The sequence below is a fragment of the Providencia rustigianii genome (assembly GCF_900637755.1).
Taxonomy (GTDB): Bacteria; Pseudomonadota; Gammaproteobacteria; order Enterobacterales; family Enterobacteriaceae; genus Providencia; species Providencia rustigianii.
Genome location: NZ_LR134396.1, coordinates 3,312,129 through 3,331,506 on the forward strand (window position 1 = coordinate 3,312,129; position 19,378 = coordinate 3,331,506).

Below are 19,378 nucleotides of genomic sequence, written 5' to 3' on the forward strand. Positions count from 1 at the left end.
ATCACGATATAGCCCCTTCCCCCGTTCCCATTCGCTTCAAAAACAATTGCTGATAACGCCACAGGGTTTTGGCATCAACACAATGATAATCCATATCAAATTGTGCGGCGGTTTGCTGAATAATATTGGCGAGAGCCGGATAATGTCGATGATGCCAGTTGGGAAAAATATGGTGCGTTAGGTGTAAATTCAGCCCACCTAACCAATACGTCAGCCATTTGGGCGTGGTTTGCCAATCGTAGGTGGTTGAAAAGGTATGGGTATAAAAACCCTGCGCCATACGCCCTGATTCTGGTGCGGTATAAAAGGTAGCTTTTGCCCAGTGTGTACCGAGGATCAGCACCACAAAAATTAGCGAGGCGAGCATCTGGCTAAACAGATAAACCGCCAATACTGTGCCGATACCGATACCATAAGGGGATAAAAACCAATACGGTAATAAGAGTGCCAAACAAAGATGCAGCACTTTACTCAGCAAAAATATGCAGATACCTTTGGCACCCTGATGGCGCATTTTCGGCGCGACACGTGTGAAATGAAAGCGGTCAAACCAATCATATCCCCAAATCAGCGCAGGAAACGTCATCGCCGCAATCAACGGCCAATATAAATGCTGCCAACGCATAAATGGATACCAGCGTTGATAAGGCGTTTGCCGCAGCAAAAAGTTTTCTTCTATATCCAAATCATAATGACGAATATTCGTATGGGTATGATGAAAGAGAATATGCCGAACCCGCCAGCAATCTGGGTCTAATCCAAGGGGAATGGTCACCCCAAAATTCATCCATCGATTTGCCCAGCCATGCCGAAATACTGCATTATGGGAGGCATCATGCACCACATTGATCGCCAGTAATAAAGCAAAAAATATAAACAGTGGATAGCCAATAAAAAAAGTGATTCCCCCCTGAGAGGTCATCATTAAGAAATAGCAGCTAAAACAAGCCAGAATTAATAACGTACTTTTCAGGTATACCTTGGCATTCGCAAAACGGTGGTCACCCTTTTCTTGCAGGTACCCGTTTGCCGCTTGCTGTAATGCGCGATGAAACGCCAAGTCATCTTTATGACGAAAAGAAAGTGGGGGTAAATCACTCGGTTTGCGCATCGGTTTTATCCACCTTAGTCACTCCGAATCCTACCAGCACCAATAAACTGTGCAGCCACAATACGCCACTCACAACCAACCAAAATGGCATTAACCAACCTGCACTTAACACCCATGCCGCAATCATCGTCGCCACCAAAAACCAGCTCCATTTACCCCATAGATAACCGCTTGATAACCCCGACAATGCTACGGTTCCTAAGGCTAACAAGATAAAGAGCCCAACTTGCACGCCAGTGGTGCCATTAAAACCGTAGCCATACAAATAAATGTAGCCAATCACCAATGTGAATAGCAACAATGTACCGCTTACCAAGAAGATTTCCTTAATCTGATAATGGGTTTCACGCGGCTGTTTCAGCCCATTTTTCATACCCAAAATACGGAGAAAAGGACGGTTGCTGTCAACAAATGGATTTTGGGTCGCAGATTCTCCCCCAATACCGTATTGATGAGGGGTTTCAGGAGGTTCAGAAAATGAACCAAATAGTTTATCCCAAATAATAAAGCTGCCACCAAAGTTACGATTGGCATATCCCCCCGATTTAATGTGATGAACTCGATGGTGGTGCGGTGTCACCATTAATTTTTCTAGCCATCGGAAACGGGGGATCACACCACTGTGATTAAAGAATTGGATGGTGTAGTGCAAAATAGAAATTGCCATAAATACCGCCAATGGCACGCCCATTAAAGCAAGCAGTAAAAAGAATGGAATCGAGGTCAAGGAGGAATACCACGAGTTACGTACCCCAAGGGACAGGTTAAAATGCTCCCCTTGGTGATGAACAACATGTACCGCCCACAATAACCGGTAGCGATGGTGTAAGCGATGCAACCAATAGAAGCCAAAGTCCCAAGCCACTAAGGTAAATAACCACACCAGCCAGATCGGCCAGTGATCAACAATCCCCAATGAAAAATGAGTGACCACAAACCCATAGCAAAATAGCTCTAATCCACGAAACAACCACAGCATGATGTGCCCGGAATTAAGGTTAAAAACTACATCCCGCCAACTAAATGAAGCGCGTTTCTGCCGCGCGATAATCACGGCTTCAGCCATGACAATCAGCAACATAAAAATAACGGGGAACGTTAATTCATTCATTTGTTGCCTCCTCTACACCTTATCTCCCTGAAACACTGAATCACTAAAATAGCGATTAATGCACACACGGCACCACCAGCGACATCAATAAACAGATGCCGCTTAAGCTGCAAGACAGAAAAAATAATCACTAACGCCCACACTAGCCACAGTAAATTTTGAATGGGTTTTCCTTGTCGCCATAACGCAACCAACGAAATTAAGGTTAAAGAGACATGCAAAGATGGCAGCATATTTTGTGGTGTATCCACTTGCAGTAATCCGACTAAGGCTTGTTGCGTCAATCCATTACCGAGCTCTTGAGGGAAAATCGCAGTAGTTGGGTAGAGTAAATAAACCACCCCAGATAGCACCGCACACAAGATCATTTGCCACATTAGCGGCTTCACTTTTACTGACTCAGACAACAGATAGCCACAAGGAATAAACAGGAAAAATGATAGATACAGCCAAATAGCACTTGGGGAATAGGCAATATAATTATCAATAATACTCGGGGAAATAAGGTGCGCAGCATCGTGAAAATGCCCAGTAAAAGAATAAATAATGCCTACTGTTCCCCAGCCAAGTAATAAATAACTGCCTCGTAACACTAATGAAAAGGATTTCATCACTCCGCCTCCCGCGTGATACGGCGTCGCTTCACCGCCATCGAGCACACTGGCAAATGATGCCTCAGTGTCCACTGCACATTGGAGGTTTCCGCACCTTGCTGCGCAAAATAGTAAGTTAGTGCTTGCTGACATTTCTGTAACTCAGCATCATCGCATTGCGCCGATAAGGTAAATTGAAGTCCTTTTTGATGCAGTCGAAAATCGGTTTCAGTGGGCAATGTATTGCAAATAACGCGGTTGCACGCGTCCGCAAATAAGCGAATCAGTTCCCCTTGCGAATTTTTTAATATTAATTGGTCGTCGCAGCGCCCCTCAATACGCTCAATGGCGGTTTGCACATCACCGCAAGGGCATGGTGCTTCCCGTATCACCAGCACATCATCCAGTTGATAACGAACAATAGGCTGAGTTTTGCGCGTAAAATCCGTAATAATTGGGGAAAATCGGCGTTCATCCAGCCAATGTTTCTCAATATGAAGAAATGCTTCATTAAGATGTAAAGTTCCATGGGAACAGGTGCAGCCAAGAAACCCTTCTGTTGCCTGATACACTTCTCCCACCGCAGAAAAAACCCGTTGAAGTTTCTCTTTATCTTCTTTCTCAAGCACCTCTGCCACTGAAATCACTTTCTTTGGGGTTAGCGAGCACTCACCAAGCTGCTGACGCCGAGCAATTTCAACCAGCACCTGAGCAGGTGCAACAATAATAGTTGGCTTCCATTGAGCTAAAGATGACAAATTTTCGTCAAAATCCCCTAATAGATCGTAAAATTGAAATGACAGCCAGCGGTTACTCACGCTTTCATATAAATTATTGTTAGCTCGAAGAAATAATGCGACTCGCTCACCAGCAAACAGTCCTTCAGGCAACATTTTAGCTAACATAATTCCTGACCACTGTGCTTGCTCATTCGGACTGACGGCAAAAACACCTCGACGCCCCGAGGTACCTGATGATAATCCCACACTGAATTTCCCAACCGTGGGTGAAAAATCCCGTGAGGATTCACTGCGTTTTGCACAAGCTAGCAGTTCATCAACCTTGAGTCCTTGGGTATTCATGCTATCAAAGTGCTTCATCATCAATACCTTATTCATCAAAGGCCATTGAGTTAGTGGTTGCTCACAATAACCTGCAAAATAGGGACTGTGACACAAATCGCGCTGAATAAATTTCGAGAGTTTACCTTGCTGGTATCGCTCTAAAGCCTCACTGTCTTTAAATTTCAATCTGCGCGCTCGCCAGTAATACCACAAAATTTTCAGCAGCTTCACAAATCGCCCTCATGGCATAATTGGATTGGTATATGCCGTTTATCAATATGATGCAGTTTATTTAGAGTTTCGTAATAAGCTTGGCTGTCATCCATAATTAAATTGGCAATCGCCATGGGACCACGCATTTCTCGGTAATTAGTCGGCGACCATGCTGCATCCCCAGCTAATAAAATCCATCCATTATCCGTTGCGACACACAGCCCGGTATGCCCCGCCGCATGCCCCGGTAACGGTACTGCAATCAACGTTTTTTCTGCATTGATGGCAAAGCCATATCCCAATTCGGCTAGCTCAGCGGGTAAATCTATCTTCTCAAACGCCTCATAAAATTGAGCCCTCACCTCAAAATCTTCAGGGATCAACCCTCGAACAAATGCCTTACGTAGCGCCGAAAATCCGGTTAAATCCCGTGTTTTTTCCCAGCCTTCCCCAGAGCATATGAATGGCACATTAGGAAAATCACGCAGCCCAGCAATATGATCTCCATGGAAATGAGAAATAATGACGCCAGTAATATCCGATGGCGTGATTCCATCAGCGTTGAGTTGTGACACTAACGCATCTTTGGCGTCAAAATAGACTGGCGTGACTGCGCGATAAAAACGAATAATGCCATGACGAGTATGATCATAAAAATGGTCGGCATAGCCAGTATCAAATAGCCAACGTTGATCATTTCCTTCAATCAACCACGCTCGCGCAGGGAATTTACAGGCTTTCATACTGGCGCCTTTGAGAGCAACACAGCCGGGATGAGTACAATACCCCACTTCAAATACCCGAATATTCATCATTTCTCACCCTTTTGATGTTGATTAAGCCACCGAGCGGTACGAGCAATCCCTTCAGCCATTGAATAACGCGGATAGTAGCCTAGCTCATTCTGAGCTTTCTCATTATTCAACGTCATTGTGAAATAGGCGGCACCCAAGCTATAACGGGTTAATAACGGCTCTCTGCGCTGTAAAACCGCCATTTTCTCCAAACAAAATGCCAGTCCATATAACAATGGATAAGGTGCAGATTTCACCTGACACTGGGTTTCTGTTTGTGAAAATAGCGCTCGAAGCGTGGTAATCAATGGCTGTGGATCTTGATTGGTAATATTAAATACCGAGCCGCTTTGCAGCGGTTTTTGGGTTGCCAATATCATCGCATCCACTACATTTTCGACGTAGGTCAAATCAAAGGTATTCTGCCCACCACCAGGTAAAATAAGTTTTCCATGACGAGCACGAATTTGAGCCATTAACCGTGGTAACAGCACTCGGTCATAAGGGCCAAATAGCCCTCGAGGGCGCAAAATTACAAATGTGGTTGCTGGATAACGAGGCACCATGCTGGCAATTTCCTGCTCTGCCAGAAATTTGGTTCGAGCATAATCGTTGGCAAATTGGCGGTTTGTTGTCGACTCAGGGATATCTTGTTGATGGGTAAAATTAAAATAAATTGCTGGCGTGGAAATATGAACAAATCTTTCGATACCTTGCTCTGCGGCGGCTTGAGCTAATGTCCGTGTGGCTAGCCAATTCACTGCTTCAAATTCTTGGCTGTCTCCCCAAGGTGCCGATAATGCCGCGCAGTGCCAAATTCCCTGACAATCTGCCATCAGTTCGTGAGCCGCTTCTCGTGTTAACGTCCCCAGATCAATGGGACGAAAACTCGCACCTGCCTCAGTCAATAAATGACCTACCGCCAAATCACGTCCACAGGCGACCACTTCGTGACCGTCTCGCAGCAACTTTTCCGTCGCATTACGCCCTAACCCGCTTGTCGCTCCCGTGACGAGAATTCTCATGGCACTATCACCATCGCAGATAAAGCTAGACCCGCAGCCGTTCCCACCAGCATGACTAACGATTTTCCATAAAAGCGGTCAGTAATAATGGCTTCATGTAATGCTGAGGGAATCGATGCCGCCACTTGATTACCTCTTGTGGCGTAAATATGCACCAATTGCGCTGGAGTGACACCCAGTCGTTTTCGCATATGCTCTAGGGATAAATGGCTCGCTTGGTGAGGTACCACCGTATCAATTTGTGACAAACTCACTCCCGCTTCGGATAAAATGCGCTGCATAAAATCTTCCACCATTGCAGACGCCATCTTAAACAGCGGTTTGCCTTTCATATGGAATAAAAAGTCACTTTCTTGCATGCCTGAACGTGGATTACATCGCGTACCACCGGCTCGAATTTCACACAGGTCTAAGCCCTCTGGATACGTTTCCAGACGAAATGACAATATGCCACTATGACCATCGCCCCGTTCCACAATCGTACAAGCTGCACCATCACCAAAAATTAATGATGACTCTTCATGCTCCCAATCAATTCCTCGGGAAGCAATATCCGCGGAAACAATGGCAATTCGCTGATATTGGTTCGTCGCCAATAACCCAGCGGAGACTTGCAAAGCGGATAAATAGCTCACACAGCTAGCATTGATATCAAAGCAGGCAATTCCAGAAAGTAATGATGAGCAAGATAAAATATGTGCCGCGCTACAAGGTAGTGCCTGAACAGGGATAGCCGAGGCACAAATCAAAGCATCAATCGAGGATGGGGCAATATTTTGGCGGATCAATGCATCTTGAATCGCTGCCGCGGCAAGTTCGGCTTGGCTATCGGTATTTGAAGCATGATAGCGCCAGCGAATACCTGAGCGTTTTTCAACATAGCCGTTGGATTTATTTAGGCGTTTATCAAGCTCTGTTGATAAAACTTGCTGTGAAGGTAATGCAACACCGGATGCCACTATTTTGAGAGGAACCAGCGAAGTCGAGTTGAGCATCTGTTTATTTACCTATTATTTTTTATTAATCCTACCATTTATCAAATTACGTAACGTCATGGTATAGGAAAAAGCGCATATAAAATAAATAGCGTCAAAACAGAGATAAAACTTACCTAAAAATCCTACCCAACTTTTTTGAGATCACTTCACGCTATCCTCATCTAATTTCTGATGAAAGTGATTGTCCGATTTTAATCACTCTAGCCACATTTAATGCAGCAACTTCTAAGTTGTGTTCCCCCTCGCTCAATACTTTTTCTAAGGGGTCTAAGCGAGGCAAAATACTAAATAACGCACTCACACCTTGTGCATGCAAAGAATTTGCGCCGTCACCGAGTACACCACTTAACGCAATCACCGGAACTTGATGTTTAGCCGCTAATTTTGCTACGCCAATCGGGGCTTTGCCTCCAGCAGTTTGTCCATCCATACTCCCCTCACCAATGATCACTAAATCTGCATCCATCAAATGCTGCTCTAAATTCAGCGCTTCCATGACGAGATCAATACCCGATTTTAATTGCCCATTTAAAAATGCAGCAGCCGCAACGGCAATACCACCAGCGGCCCCCCCGCCTTGAAGATAGCGGTAATCGTGTCCAGTCAACTGTAAAATAAGCGCTGCATAATGATTCAGCGCGTGATCTAACATTATCACCATTTCTGAAGTCGCCCCTTTCTGAGGGCCAAAAATAGCTGCGGAACCTTGTTGCCCCACCAATGGGTTAGTTACATCACAGGCGACATCAATAATGCAGTCTTGTAAGCGGGAGTCTAAACAGGAAATATCAATTTGATCGATTTGGCTTAATATATTGCCTTCAATACCAAGAAGCTTCTGATTTTCATCATAAAATTTGACGCCTAATGCTTGAAGTGCACCGACACCACCATCGATAGTTGCACTACCACCAATCCCTAAAATAATGCGTTTTGCTCCTCGGGATAAAGCATCAAGGATTAATTGTCCCGTCCCATAGCTGTTAGTCAGCATTGGATTACGTTGTTCAGGCGCTACCAGCATTAAACCGCTTGCTTGCGCCATTTCAATAACCGCAGTCTGTTTTTCTGGCAACAAGCCATAATATGCAGTAATCGGGGCCCCTAGAGGATCGCGAACGGTCAACGTAACTTTATCCCCTTGCAGAGCCGCAATCAGTGTGTCTAATGTCCCTTCCCCACCATCAGCAACAGGCAATGCCACATATTCTGCTGCCGGAAATACGTGACGAAAACCACGAATAATCGACTGCGCCGCAACATTAGCACTTAGACTTTCTTTGAATGAATCTGGGGCGACGATAATTTTCATCAGTTAGCTGTCCTTTATATCTCTAAGATGCACTCAAATATAAAATAACCTATTTAATCTAATCATCAAAAACACTAAAAAACGATTTATTTATTACTAATTAAATATGAATATTTCTTACGAAACACTTGTATTAATAATATATATATAAGTGTAACAATCCATTGCTTTATTCATATTCTATTATTATTTTTTGATTAAATTTACGATTATATAGACGAGAATTTAAAACCAAATTGAAATAAAAAATTCAGGGGATTTAATATTATATTTCTAAATAAGGTGAATTTACAAAATATATAACCTATTAATCAAAGTTACTATCCATGAATGGAGTGAGTACAATAGTTATAGTCTATCGAAATGAGTCAATCAATCCGCGATAAAAATTGGTAATAATGGGGGCTTCCTTGTTAAATACACATCATGATTGTAACAATCAAAATTAGACAACTTCGACTCACTAAAGATAATATTTTTTAATTATTGATGCGATTATCTTAATAATCCTCGCATGGAGGTATCATGCTCACTGATCAACAATTCGATAGTATCGAAGTCTCGACGTATATCGGGACATTTCTAAAACGTCGTCGAAAGGGGGCTGGATTAACGGGGGCTGAACTCGCCTCACGCTTAAGCATTAGCCAACAGCAGATTTCTCGCTATGAGCGCGGTGTTAATGCGATTACGATCCAAAGTCTTTTAGGAATTCTGCATGCTTTAGAGTTAAAGAAGCATGATATTGATGATTTCCTACAAAATATTTTCCATTTTTACTATATCGACATTGATATGGAAAATAAATTATTGAATTAGAAAATTTATTTTTAATAAAAACAAATAATTAGTCATGGAGAGGAACTTACCTCTCTATCTCTTTTGTCACTCTATTTTTGTCAATTTAATCCCTTCTCCCCATCCTTCCTCCTCAAATACCTTTGAACTTATAACAAAGTAAATCCCTATAAATCGGTTTTGATCATTGCTATGATGAGAAAAAATCTGCAAATCTGGTGATGGAGATAATAATGAGTATCCAGCGAGACACGATCCTGAGTCATGCACTAAACCAACTAGAAAAACAGGGTTTATCTGCATCCACCGAAAACTTACTGACTGAAGTCGAATCCGATTTTACCACGCTCCGCCAATTCTGGCCTGACGATGAAGCACTGGTTTATGACGCTCTGCGTTATCATGGACAACAAATTGAAATTTGGCAGCGTCAAACATTATTAAATGAACAATTCAGCCCACAACAGAAATTAATGGCTCGCTACCAACAATTATCAGAGAAAGTCCGTGAAGGACGTTTCCCCGGCTGCTTATTTATTTCCGCCTGTAATTACTATCCGGATGCTGAGCATCCAATTCATCAGCTTAGCCGCCTGCAAAAAGCCAACTCATTTAACTTCACTAAGCAATTGTTAGATGAACTTGATATTGAAGATGCCGAATTGGTCGCTAATCAAATGGAGTTAGTCCTTGAAGGCTGTTTAAATCGTCTGTTGGTCAATCGAGATATTAATGACGTCGAAATTGCTCAGCAACTTTCTGAAGATATTTTAAGCATCGCATTGTGCCGTAAAAAAGGCGCTTTAAGCTAAAAAAAACCATTCGCGCGTTAAACAGGCTGTTTTTGTCGAAAAAGAAAACACTCGATCACAAAAAGGTTTTTTTTATCAAAAATGCATTGACGAGAACAGCCTAATACGGTTTAATGCGCCCCGTTGCCCGGATAGCTCAGTCGGTAGAGCAGGGGATTGAAAATCCCCGTGTCCTTGGTTCGATTCCGAGTCCGGGCACCACCTTTATATCAACAGACGTCAACCGACGTCTGTTTTTGTTTGTAACGCCCGCTAAAATCAACACTCTCCCAAAGTTTCAACTCAACTGAATTCTACTCGATTCTACCCGTATCAACCCCATTGCGTGGGTACAATTGCGGGTATACACTAGTTCGATAGAATTTTGTACCCATTTTATCCCTCAGGAAGCTCACTATGGCTCTAACTGACGCTAAAATTCGGGTCGCTAAACCCGACGTAAAACCCTACAAATTAACCGATGGTGCAGGATTATACTTATTGGTTCATACCAATGGTTCGAGGTACTGGCGATTACGCTATCGCCAATTAGGTAAAGAGAAAACCTTAGCATTGGGTTTATACCCTGATGTTTCTTTATCTGAAGCAAGGCTTAAACGCGATGAAGCCAGAAAGCTGATTACTGACGGTATTGACCCCTGCGAGCAAAAACGTGCTTCTAAGGCCGTTTCAGATACCAACCTGTCTTTTGAAGCGATTGCAAGACAATGGCATGCCAGTAATAAAAAGTGGTCTGAATCCCACAGTGAAAAAGTTTTAAAAAGTTTGGAGTCGCATGTATTTCCTTATATTGGGTTACGTGATATCACCACCCTCAAAACACCTGATCTACTGATCCCTATCCGTGCAGCAGAAAGTAAAGAGATTTATGAGATAGCGGCGCGTTTGCAGCAACGCATTGCCGCTGTCATGCGTTATGCTGTGCAATCCGGCATTATTGGTTATAACCCAGCCATTGATACCGCAGGGGCTGTAACGACAGTACAGCGCCAACACCGCCCTGCCCTTAATCTTGATCGCCTACCTGAACTCATTGCCCGTATCGAGGTTTATAAAGGGCAACCCGTCACTCGCCTAGCCGTGATGCTAAATCTATTAGTGTTTATTCGGTCAAGTGAACTTCGCTATGCCCGTTGGTCTGAAATTGATTTTGAGAAAGCATTATGGACTATCCCCGCAGAGCGAAAGCCTATACTCGGTGTTAAGTTTTCACATCGGGGCGCTAAAATGCGTACTCCGCATTTAGTACCTCTTAGCCAACAAGCTATCATTATACTGAAAGAGATTAGGGCATGGACAGGTGAGCATGAACTCATCCTAACGGGCGCTCATAATCCCTTTAAGCCGATGAGCGAAAATACCGTCAATAAAGCCTTACGTGTGATGGGCTATGATACCAAGACTGAAATCTGCGGGCACGGTTTTCGAACTATGGCATGCAGTTCATTGGTTGAATCAGGATTATGGTCGAAGGATGCAGTAGAAAGGCAAATGAGCCACCAAGAGCGTAACTCTGTCAGAGCGGCTTATATTCATAAAGCCGAACATATTGAGGAAAGGCGATTGATGGTGCAGTGGTGGGCTGATTATTTAGATGCGAATCGGGAGCAAACAATATCACCTTTCGACTTTGCCAAATTGAATAACCCAATGATTAATACTGGCGGTTAAAAATCAAACGAAAAACAGTTTAATTCTGTCATCTGGGGGCCTATTTGGGGGCCCCTGTATTCGATATAGACAAGAGCCCCCAAACAGTCTAAAAAACACTATAAATTAAAATGTTAATCAAGGTTAACCTATAAATTGCATTTATTTCTACTTTTTGATTATGAGTACGATCTTACATGAAAAAGACTTTAACAGCGTTTGGATTGAAACACTGCTGGCTCATGGCGATAAGAATGCGATCCGAGGTACGTATAACCACGCTCAGTATATGGATGGACGTAGCGAAATGATGCAGTGGTACGCGAACTACATTGATTCTCTGGAAAGTCAAAGTAAAGTAATTTTAGAGTAGCTTACGACTGAAACTATAATCATGGGTAAGTTTTGATTATCAAATATTTTATTTCTTAATACTTCCCCTCCTCAAGCGAGAGCCTCTGTCTATCAGGACAGGGGCTTTTTTTCTTTTTAGCCAACGTAAAAGAAAAACATGATGGAAAACATAGGGTGTTGCCGAGTCTGCTAGGCAGTTCATCATCCTTAACTAAAATGTCATTAATCACTTTTTAAGTGAATAGTCTGTTTTTCAGCTGATGAGTATTTCATATCAACACATTAAAGGGAAATAGACCCCTTTCTCAAAATATCGCCATTAATTAAAACACAATACATCAATAATAGGACATGAATATGCGCATAACAGCGACGGCTTCCCCATGCCTAAAATCGGGGATGATTTCTGTTTTTATAACGAATTTAGGAAAATATAATGAAGGAGAGCTGGTTGGTGAGTGGCTTGAGCTTCCGGCAACCTCAAAAGAGATCGAACACTATTTAGTGCGGATTGGTATTGATGGTATTCAGTATGAAGAGTATTTCTTGACGGACTATGAATCCTCCATTGATGGCCTTTCTTCCCACATTTCAGAATACAGCCCTTTAGATGAGTTGAATGAGTTAGCCACGCAATTAGCCATGTTATCGCCTGATGAAATTGACCTTTATCAGGCGGCAATTGAAATCGGTACTTCAGCGAGTTCAATTCATGATTTAATTCATTTAGCGGATAATTTAGATTCTTTCCAGCAATTAGCGGGGGTCAATAATGAATATGATTTAGGTTATTACTGGATAGAAGAAAGTGGTTGTTATGATTTAGCACAACTGGGTCATTTATCCCATTACTTTGACTATGAACGCTATGGACATGATGTTTGTCTTGAACAAGGGGGTATTTTTCACAATGGAGGATATGTTTATCATACGGGTGGGTAGATAGGACAACAAAATGAGAGTCAATTCGCTTTCATTCCTTAAGGCGGGAAATAAAAAATGTCGTGGTATCCCAATGATATCCATAAGCGAGAACGTCAGTAAAATACCACCTCTAAAAGAAGTGGCTTTAAATTGGGCCCCCTATAAGGGGAGTGGACATAAGCAATGACACCCCATACTCAGAGTCGTTATTTAAAACAATAAAGTACTGTCCCTCATGGCCAATGGATGGGTTCTCTTCCATAGAAGATGCTCGGTGTTGGGTGGGTAACTTTATAGATTGGTATAATAATGAGCATAAACACAGTGGTATAAAATATGTCACACCTCAACAGAGACACTGTGGCGAGGATAATGAAATTCTCCATCAGCGTATGCAAGTCTACCGCCACGCTCAGTTGGCTCATCCAAGTAGATGGAGTCGGCAAACTAGAGACTGGAGTTATATCGATGAGGTGTACTTGGACCCTGAAAAGAGTACTGCGTAACCATTCATGTTACTGAATTGTAAAAAAGACGACAATTTGCTTGAAAAACAGCTAGAGCCGAGCGGATGATGGGTTTTGTGCTCAGGGATAAGAGGTGTTATTTTTTCCGAGAGTTCATCGCTAATCTGACAATAACCGCCTACCATACGCCCCCTCAGAAATTACCATAACTCATTGTATTATAAAATAACTCCTTTTAGGATTGGCTCTTAAAGTAATAATTTGCATATTTTATCCATCAGCTCTTTGAGCTTTAGTGATAGTTTAACTTAATGTTTCATTCTCATTAATATTCTGTGTTTTATCTTCAAAGTGTTGTTTAAAAATTAAAACCTCACTCATTTTTACCTTACCATGCCTATTTCTTTTAGGTAAAGGCAATCCTTCTAATTCACATGTAGTTCTATATAACATAGCCAAATACCCCACCTTAACACAAATATACAGAGCAAAGGAATCTATATCAATATTCATATTTTAACCTAAATAAAATAAATCTATTTATAGCCATTAGGGTTTTGCGATTGCCAACGCCAACTATCGTTCACCATATCTTGTACGGAGTACTGAGCTTGCCAGCCTAAATCAGTAAAGGCTTTATTAGGGCTAGACCAGCACTCAGCAATATCACCGGGGCGGCGAGCAACTATTTTGTATTGTATCTGTTTGCTTGATGCCTTTTCGAAAGCAGCGATCATTTCTAATACACTAGTGCCTTTACCGGTGCCTAAATTATAAATATGGAGCCCTGCTTTTTGACTAACACCATTCAAGGCTGCAATGTGTCCACTCGCTAAATCCATAACATGGATATAATCACGAACACCAGTACCATCTGGTGTTAGGTAGTCAGCACCAAATACCATCACTTCTTTGTGGCGGCCAACAGCAACTTGAGCAATATAAGGGGTCAAATTATTTGGAATACCTTGAGGGTCTTCCCCCATTAAACCTGAAGTATGAGCTCCGACAGGGTTAAAATAACGTAATAAAGTCAGTGACCATTCATCATGCGCAATATGTAAATCGGTAAGAATGCGTTCAACCATATATTTGCTAGTACCATATGGGTTGGTTGTACCACCTACTTTCGATTCTTCAGTTAACGGTACTTCTTCAGGATCACCATATACCGTCGCCGAAGAACTAAAAATGAGGCTTTTTACACCCGCTTTGTGCATTAATGTAATTAAAACCAAAGTTCCATTAACATTATTGTCATAGTACTCAATCGGTTTTTGAACTGACTCACCTACGGCTTTTAGCCCTGCAAAGTGAATCACCGATGCAATTTTATGTTCAGCAAAAATGGTATCTAAAATTTTGCTATCACGTACATCACCGACGTAGAAAATAGGCTTGGTACCAGTAATGGTTTCAATGCGATTTAGTACTTCAGGATTAGCATTGCAGAGATTATCTAAAATAATTGGCTGCATGCCTTGCTCAATCATCTGTACACAGGTATGGCTACCAATATAGCCAAGCCCACCAGTGACTAATACTTTTGCGTTTTTCATTGTACTTTCCTAGTACTCATAAACATAATTATAATCGTCTGACTTGGCATCGATACCATTTAAGATCACACCCGTAATTTCGATATCGTTTTGCTTAAAGCGTTTGAGCGATAGCTCAATATCTTTCACCGTGTTCACACCATAATAGGCGATAAGCAATGAGGTCCCAACATACTTACCAATAATGGCTGAGTCGGTGATTGCCAGTATTGGCGCAGTATCAATCACGACGATATCGTATTGACCTTTCACCGTATCAAGTAAACGTTTAAAGCGCTCGCTCATCAGCAATTCAGAAGAGTGCGTGACATTCTTACCGCGACAAATCACGTCAAGGTTTTCAATCACACTGTTATGAATATTTGGCTGGCTAGTATCTGATTGTGAGAGATAATCGGATAGACCTAATTTATTGCTTAATCCAAAGGCTTTATGGATACGGCCTTTACGTAAGTCAGTATCGATTAACAATACTTTTTTGCCTGCATTTGCTAGCACCACCGCCATATTGGAGGTAACAAAGCTTTTACCTACACCCGGTGAAGCACTGGTGACCATAACCAGATTATTACCTTGGTTCATTACCGAGAAGTAAACACTAGTACGCAAAGAACGAATGGATTCAACCGCCGTATCGGCAGGGTTTTCTAGTGCGAGTGGATGTTTATTACCTTCTGCAATAAATTTCTTCTCATGGGTAGAGAAAGGAATAGTGGCATAGACGTTGATACCCAGTGCATCAATATCCTCAGTGCCTTTAATTTTATTATTAAAGAACTCACGAGCAATCACATATGCACAACCCACAATAAAGCCGAGTATTGCAGCTAACAGTTTTGGTGAAATCGGGTAGATATCCACAAATTTAGAGATATCACGATCGCCAGTGTCGACGACATTTTTGCCTGATGTAGGCATATAGACACCAGGGGTAACGGTACAGCCGGTGAGCAAAATGCTTGCTGCGAGTAGTGTCAGTGGGAGACGCTTACTAAGCACAAGACCATCCTACGATAAAAAATGTTTAGATAAGGTATAAGTGATGGGTTGCTATCATCATCCCACTTATACGTGTTTAATATAATTTTTAAATAGTTTATAGCGAAGGTAAATTTTTGGCAAAAGCAGAACGATAAATTTAGCCTATCGGTTAATCATTGCCAAACAGATCACGTGTATACACTTTCTCTGCGACATCTTCGAGTTCAGGCACCATCCGGTTGGCTAAAATAATATCGCTATCGGCTTTGAATGCTTCAAGATCACGATACACTTTGGAGCGGAAAAATTCGTCCTCTTTAAGCACCGGCTCATATACAATCACTTCAATGCCTTTCGCTTTGATGCGTTTCATCACACCTTGTACCGCCGAGGCGCGAAAGTTATCCGAACCCGCTTTCATCACTAAACGATATACCCCAACTTTACGTGGTGCTTTGGCAATAAGAGCATCCGAGATAAAGTCTTTACGGGTACGGTTAGATTCCACAATCGCATTAATTAGGTTATTCGGTACATCGTCATAGTTAGCCAGTAACTGCTTGGTGTCTTTTGGCAAGCAATAACCGCCGTAACCAAATGAAGGGTTGTTATAATGGCTGCCAATACGTGGGTCTAAAGACACCCCTTCGATGATTTGACGTGCGTTCAAGCCACGGCTCTCTGCATAGGTATCTAATTCATTGAAATAGGCCACACGCATCGCTAAGTAAGTATTGGCGAATAATTTAATGGCTTCCGCTTCAGTGCCATCGGTAAACAGCACAGGGACATCTTTTTTGATAGCGCCTTCCAGCAGCAAATCAGCAAAGATTTCCGCTCGCTCAGAGCGTTCACCCACCACAATGCGTGATGGGTACAAGTTATCCCACAGCGCGCGACCTTCACGTAAAAATTCAGGGGAGAAAATCACATTGGTGTAGCCAAACTCTTCACGCAAGCGCTCAGTAAAGCCAACAGGGATGGTGGATTTAACAATAATGGTGGCTGCTGGGTTGATTTTCTGCACATCATGAATGACCGATTCAACTGACTGAGTATTGAAGTAGTTACTTTTCGGGTCATAGTCAGTCGGTGTGGCTACAATCACATACTGTGCGCCTGTATAGGCTTCAACAATATCTTGGGTTGCGCGAAAATTGAGTGTTTTTTCACGCAAAAACTGTTCAATTTCGGTATCGATAATCGGCGATTGCTTATTGTTCAGCATCACCACTTTTTCAGGCACGATGTCGACGGCCACCACTTCGTGGTTTTGTGACAGTAACATGGCGTTAGACAGACCCACATAGCCTGTACCTGCTGTTGCTATTTTCAAAACTGACCTCTCAAATCCATCTTAGGGCATTACAGGGAAATTGATGATATTTTACAGGCGGTAGTAGGATTGATACCAATCGACAAATGCCTGTACGCCCTGCTCAATAGAAACTTGTGGACGATAACCGGTGACCTTAAATAGGTCTTCAGTGTCCGCCCAAGTGGTATACACATCCCCAGCCTGCATCGGTAAAAAGTTTTTAATCGCTTTTTTCCCTAATGATTTTTCAAGTGCAGCAATAAAGTCCGCCAATTTGACGGGCTGCCCATTCCCAATATTATATAAACGGTATGGCGCACTGCTTTGTGCAGGTGAAAGCGAACAGTTTTCTGGGTCTGCTTGTGGGATTATATCGGAAATACGGATGATCCCTTCCACGATATCATCAATAAAAGTGAAATCACGGCTGAGATTGCCGTTATTATAAACATCGATTGGCTCACCGGCTAAAATAGCTTTGGTAAATTTGAATAGTGCCATATCTGGACGGCCCCACGGACCATACACCGTGAAGAAGCGCAAACCGGTCGTCGGGAGCTGATACAAATGTGAATAGGAATGCGCCATCAATTCATTGGCTTTCTTCGTTGCCGCATACAATGAAACGGGATGGTCAGTAGGCATATCCGTACTAAATGGCGTTTGGTCAGTGATCCCGTAGACTGAGCTAGAAGACGCATAAACTAAGTGCTTGATTTTCGCTTGTCGGCATCCTTCCAAAATTGCTAAGTGACCGGTTAAGTTACTGTCTGCATAAGCAAATGGATTTTCTAATGAGTAACGTACACCTGCTTGGGCGGCAAGGTGAATAACACAATCAAAATCGTTACCCATAACTATTTGATTAATAGAGTTTAAATCAGCAATGTCAACTTGTATAAATTTGAACAAAGGATGATGGATTTTTTCTAGTCTAGATAACTTTAAAGAGACATCATAGTAGTCATTAATGTTATCAATTCCAATGACTTCGTGTCCTAACATATTGAGTTTTTTAATTACGTGGCTACCAATAAAACCAGCAGAACCTGTTACTAAATATTTCATCCTTTGACCTACAATAATTAGAAAGTATTAAAATGAGGTTGTTTATATATTAACCATGCTAAAGGTATTTTAATAAGACGGGCTACTGTTAACATAGAATATGTTTATTCTTAGTGTAGTAAGGCTAAATTTGATACTTACTACCCGTATTAAAATCTAATAGTATTTTCAATATTTGAGCATTTTTTTCTTGGCTACTAAAATTATTTTTAGCATAAGTGTTAGCTCTTTCGATATAACTAGTCAATTTATTAGTATTTAACAAGGATAGTACTTTTTCCGCAATACCGTTAACATCCTTGAATTTTACTAATTCACCATTTTCACCACTTCTAATAGCATCTCTAACTCCTGGTACATTATATCCTATTGTTGGAATACCAACAGAGCTAGCTTCCATAACACATACTGGAAATCCTTCTCGAATAGATGGTAATAATAAAATATCTGAAGAATGATACCAATCTAAAACATTTTCAGTAAATCCTACAAATTCAATATTTGAATTAAATTCAGATTTTAATAATTGTATATCATTTGCATTTAGAGATGATGGATTATTAGGATAAATATCCCCAACTAATGTAAGCACTACATCTGAACGAATAGAAGAAATGATTCTAAATGCATTGATAGCATCTCTGATCCCTTTGTCATTAATTAATCGGCCAATATATAGTAAGCGATAATAATTCTTTGATGGAATACTGCTTTTTTTTATGAATTTTTCTAGCTCAATACCTATACCATTTGTAACAATATCTGATTTTTTCCCAATAAATTGCTTTTCAGATTGATTGCAAAACAATCGTACTGCATGGTTATGGATTAATAAAAATCTCAATAGATATCTAAAAATTGTTTTTTTTGCAAATAGACTACCTAACCCCTCAGTATAGATAATTAGCTTTCTATTAAATGGAATAAGGCTAGGATAACACATTAAGAAAGTTATTAAAAAATGGCAAATAAAGGATGTTTTTTTTTTGAAGCGATACTTTGAAATAAAATAATTCATATGAATTATGGATATTAATCGATTAGTAGATACTTTTTCAACTACAACCCCCATAGACTCTAATTTTCTCTTTGATTTATCATCATCATTTGGTGCAATTACGATAACATTACCATGTTTTAATAATTCTTTTATATATCCAACTCGAAATATTAAAGTCGTTTTTACTGAGTTTTGAATAATTATAAAATTCATTATGAGTTGTACC

18 protein-coding genes, 1 tRNA gene and 2 pseudogenes are annotated in these 19,378 nt (G+C 41.4%); 7 read left to right on the top strand and 14 right to left on the bottom strand.

Translation table 11 applies throughout. The annotated features are described in order from the left end of the window. Position 1: 1 nt before the first annotated feature. The 8 genes from EL244_RS15235 to EL244_RS15270 all read right to left on the bottom strand — a co-directional run bounded on the left by EL244_RS15235 (position 2) and on the right by EL244_RS15270 (position 8,221). Complete coding sequence (locus EL244_RS15235; protein ID WP_126461984.1) at positions 2–1,111, bottom strand: acyl-CoA desaturase; 1,110 nt, start codon at positions 1,109–1,111, stop codon at positions 2–4. Continuing rightward, positions 1,095–2,222 carry a sterol desaturase family protein gene (locus tag EL244_RS15240; RefSeq protein ID WP_006814344.1) on the bottom strand — a complete coding sequence of 376 codons (1,128 nt, stop codon included), beginning with the start codon at positions 2,220–2,222 and terminating at the stop codon, positions 1,095–1,097. Before EL244_RS15240 ends, EL244_RS15235 begins: the two co-directional genes overlap by 17 nt. Next, positions 2,219–2,833 (bottom strand): phosphatase PAP2 family protein, encoded by a 615-nt coding sequence (locus EL244_RS15245; protein WP_154600431.1) that lies wholly within the window; start codon positions 2,831–2,833, stop codon positions 2,219–2,221. Before EL244_RS15245 ends, EL244_RS15240 begins: the two co-directional genes overlap by 4 nt. Next, positions 2,833–4,110 carry a F390 synthetase-related protein gene (locus EL244_RS15250; RefSeq protein WP_126461987.1) on the bottom strand — a complete coding sequence of 426 codons (1,278 nt, stop codon included), beginning with the start codon at positions 4,108–4,110 and terminating at the stop codon, positions 2,833–2,835. Before EL244_RS15250 ends, EL244_RS15245 begins: the two co-directional genes overlap by 1 nt. Continuing rightward, complete coding sequence (locus EL244_RS15255) at positions 4,107–4,907, bottom strand: MBL fold metallo-hydrolase (protein ID WP_126461990.1); 801 nt, start codon at positions 4,905–4,907, stop codon at positions 4,107–4,109. The genes EL244_RS15250 and EL244_RS15255 overlap by 4 nt, the downstream gene beginning before the upstream one ends. Beyond that, positions 4,904–5,911 (bottom strand): NAD-dependent epimerase/dehydratase family protein, encoded by a 1,008-nt coding sequence (locus EL244_RS15260; RefSeq protein ID WP_126461992.1) that lies wholly within the window; start codon positions 5,909–5,911, stop codon positions 4,904–4,906. The genes EL244_RS15255 and EL244_RS15260 overlap by 4 nt, the downstream gene beginning before the upstream one ends. Next, positions 5,908–6,906 (bottom strand): 3-oxoacyl-[acyl-carrier-protein] synthase III C-terminal domain-containing protein, encoded by a 999-nt coding sequence (locus tag EL244_RS15265; RefSeq protein WP_126461995.1) that lies wholly within the window; start codon positions 6,904–6,906, stop codon positions 5,908–5,910. Before EL244_RS15265 ends, EL244_RS15260 begins: the two co-directional genes overlap by 4 nt. 160 nt (positions 6,907–7,066) lie before the next feature. Then, positions 7,067–8,221 (bottom strand): glycerate kinase family protein, encoded by a 1,155-nt coding sequence (locus EL244_RS15270; protein ID WP_126461998.1) that lies wholly within the window; start codon positions 8,219–8,221, stop codon positions 7,067–7,069. A 525-nt stretch (positions 8,222–8,746) separates the two neighbouring features. On the opposite strand from EL244_RS15270, the gene EL244_RS15275 reads away from it, so the two are divergent. The 7 genes and pseudogenes from EL244_RS15275 to EL244_RS18405 form a co-directional block, all read left to right on the top strand. Beyond that, a complete protein-coding gene (locus tag EL244_RS15275; protein ID WP_006814351.1) occupies positions 8,747–9,040 on the top strand; it encodes a helix-turn-helix domain-containing protein in 294 nt (97 codons plus the stop codon). Positions 9,041–9,258: 218 nt separating this feature from the next. Next, a complete protein-coding gene (dicD, locus tag EL244_RS15280; RefSeq protein ID WP_409339372.1) occupies positions 9,259–9,831 on the top strand; it encodes a division control transcriptional repressor DicD in 573 nt (190 codons plus the stop codon). A gap of 125 nt (positions 9,832–9,956) precedes the next feature. Continuing rightward, positions 9,957–10,032 (top strand) — tRNA-Phe (locus tag EL244_RS15285). A gap of 195 nt (positions 10,033–10,227) precedes the next feature. Beyond that, positions 10,228–11,502: a tyrosine-type recombinase/integrase gene (locus EL244_RS15290; RefSeq protein ID WP_126462004.1), complete on the top strand. Its 1,275-nt coding sequence runs from the start codon at positions 10,228–10,230 to the stop codon at positions 11,500–11,502. Positions 11,503–11,662: 160 nt separating this feature from the next. Next, a pseudogene (locus EL244_RS15295) lies at positions 11,663–11,854 on the top strand (integrase); the annotation flags it as partial. A gap of 338 nt (positions 11,855–12,192) precedes the next feature. Then, entirely contained in the window at positions 12,193–12,777 is a 585-nt protein-coding gene (locus EL244_RS15300; protein ID WP_126462010.1) for an antirestriction protein ArdA, read from the top strand. A gap of 158 nt (positions 12,778–12,935) precedes the next feature. Next, a pseudogene (locus EL244_RS18405) lies at positions 12,936–13,265 on the top strand (integrase core domain-containing protein); the annotation flags it as partial. Positions 13,266–13,529: 264 nt separating this feature from the next. Here EL244_RS18405 and EL244_RS15315 read toward each other — a convergent pair. From EL244_RS15315 to EL244_RS15340, 6 genes are all read right to left on the bottom strand, one after another. After that, complete coding sequence (locus EL244_RS15315) at positions 13,530–13,739, bottom strand: hypothetical protein (protein WP_126462013.1); 210 nt, start codon at positions 13,737–13,739, stop codon at positions 13,530–13,532. 23 nt (positions 13,740–13,762) lie between these two features. Beyond that, positions 13,763–14,785, bottom strand: coding sequence for a UDP-glucose 4-epimerase GalE (galE, locus tag EL244_RS15320; RefSeq protein ID WP_126462016.1), 1,023 nt, complete (start codon positions 14,783–14,785; stop codon positions 13,763–13,765). Positions 14,786–14,794: 9 nt separating this feature from the next. After that, positions 14,795–15,784 (bottom strand): polysaccharide biosynthesis tyrosine autokinase, encoded by a 990-nt coding sequence (locus EL244_RS15325; protein ID WP_232004555.1) that lies wholly within the window; start codon positions 15,782–15,784, stop codon positions 14,795–14,797. Positions 15,785–15,935: 151 nt separating this feature from the next. After that, a complete protein-coding gene (locus EL244_RS15330) occupies positions 15,936–17,102 on the bottom strand; it encodes a nucleotide sugar dehydrogenase (protein WP_126462020.1) in 1,167 nt (388 codons plus the stop codon). A gap of 51 nt (positions 17,103–17,153) precedes the next feature. Further along, positions 17,154–18,152, bottom strand: a complete 999-nt coding sequence (locus EL244_RS15335; RefSeq protein ID WP_126462023.1) for an NAD-dependent epimerase — start codon at positions 18,150–18,152, stop codon at positions 17,154–17,156. Between the two features lie 124 nt (positions 18,153–18,276). After that, the gene (locus EL244_RS15340) at positions 18,277–19,365 is read right to left on the bottom strand and encodes a glycosyltransferase (protein ID WP_126462026.1); all 1,089 of its coding nucleotides are present in this window, start codon (positions 19,363–19,365) and stop codon (positions 18,277–18,279) included. Between the last annotated feature and the right edge of the window lie 13 nt (positions 19,366–19,378).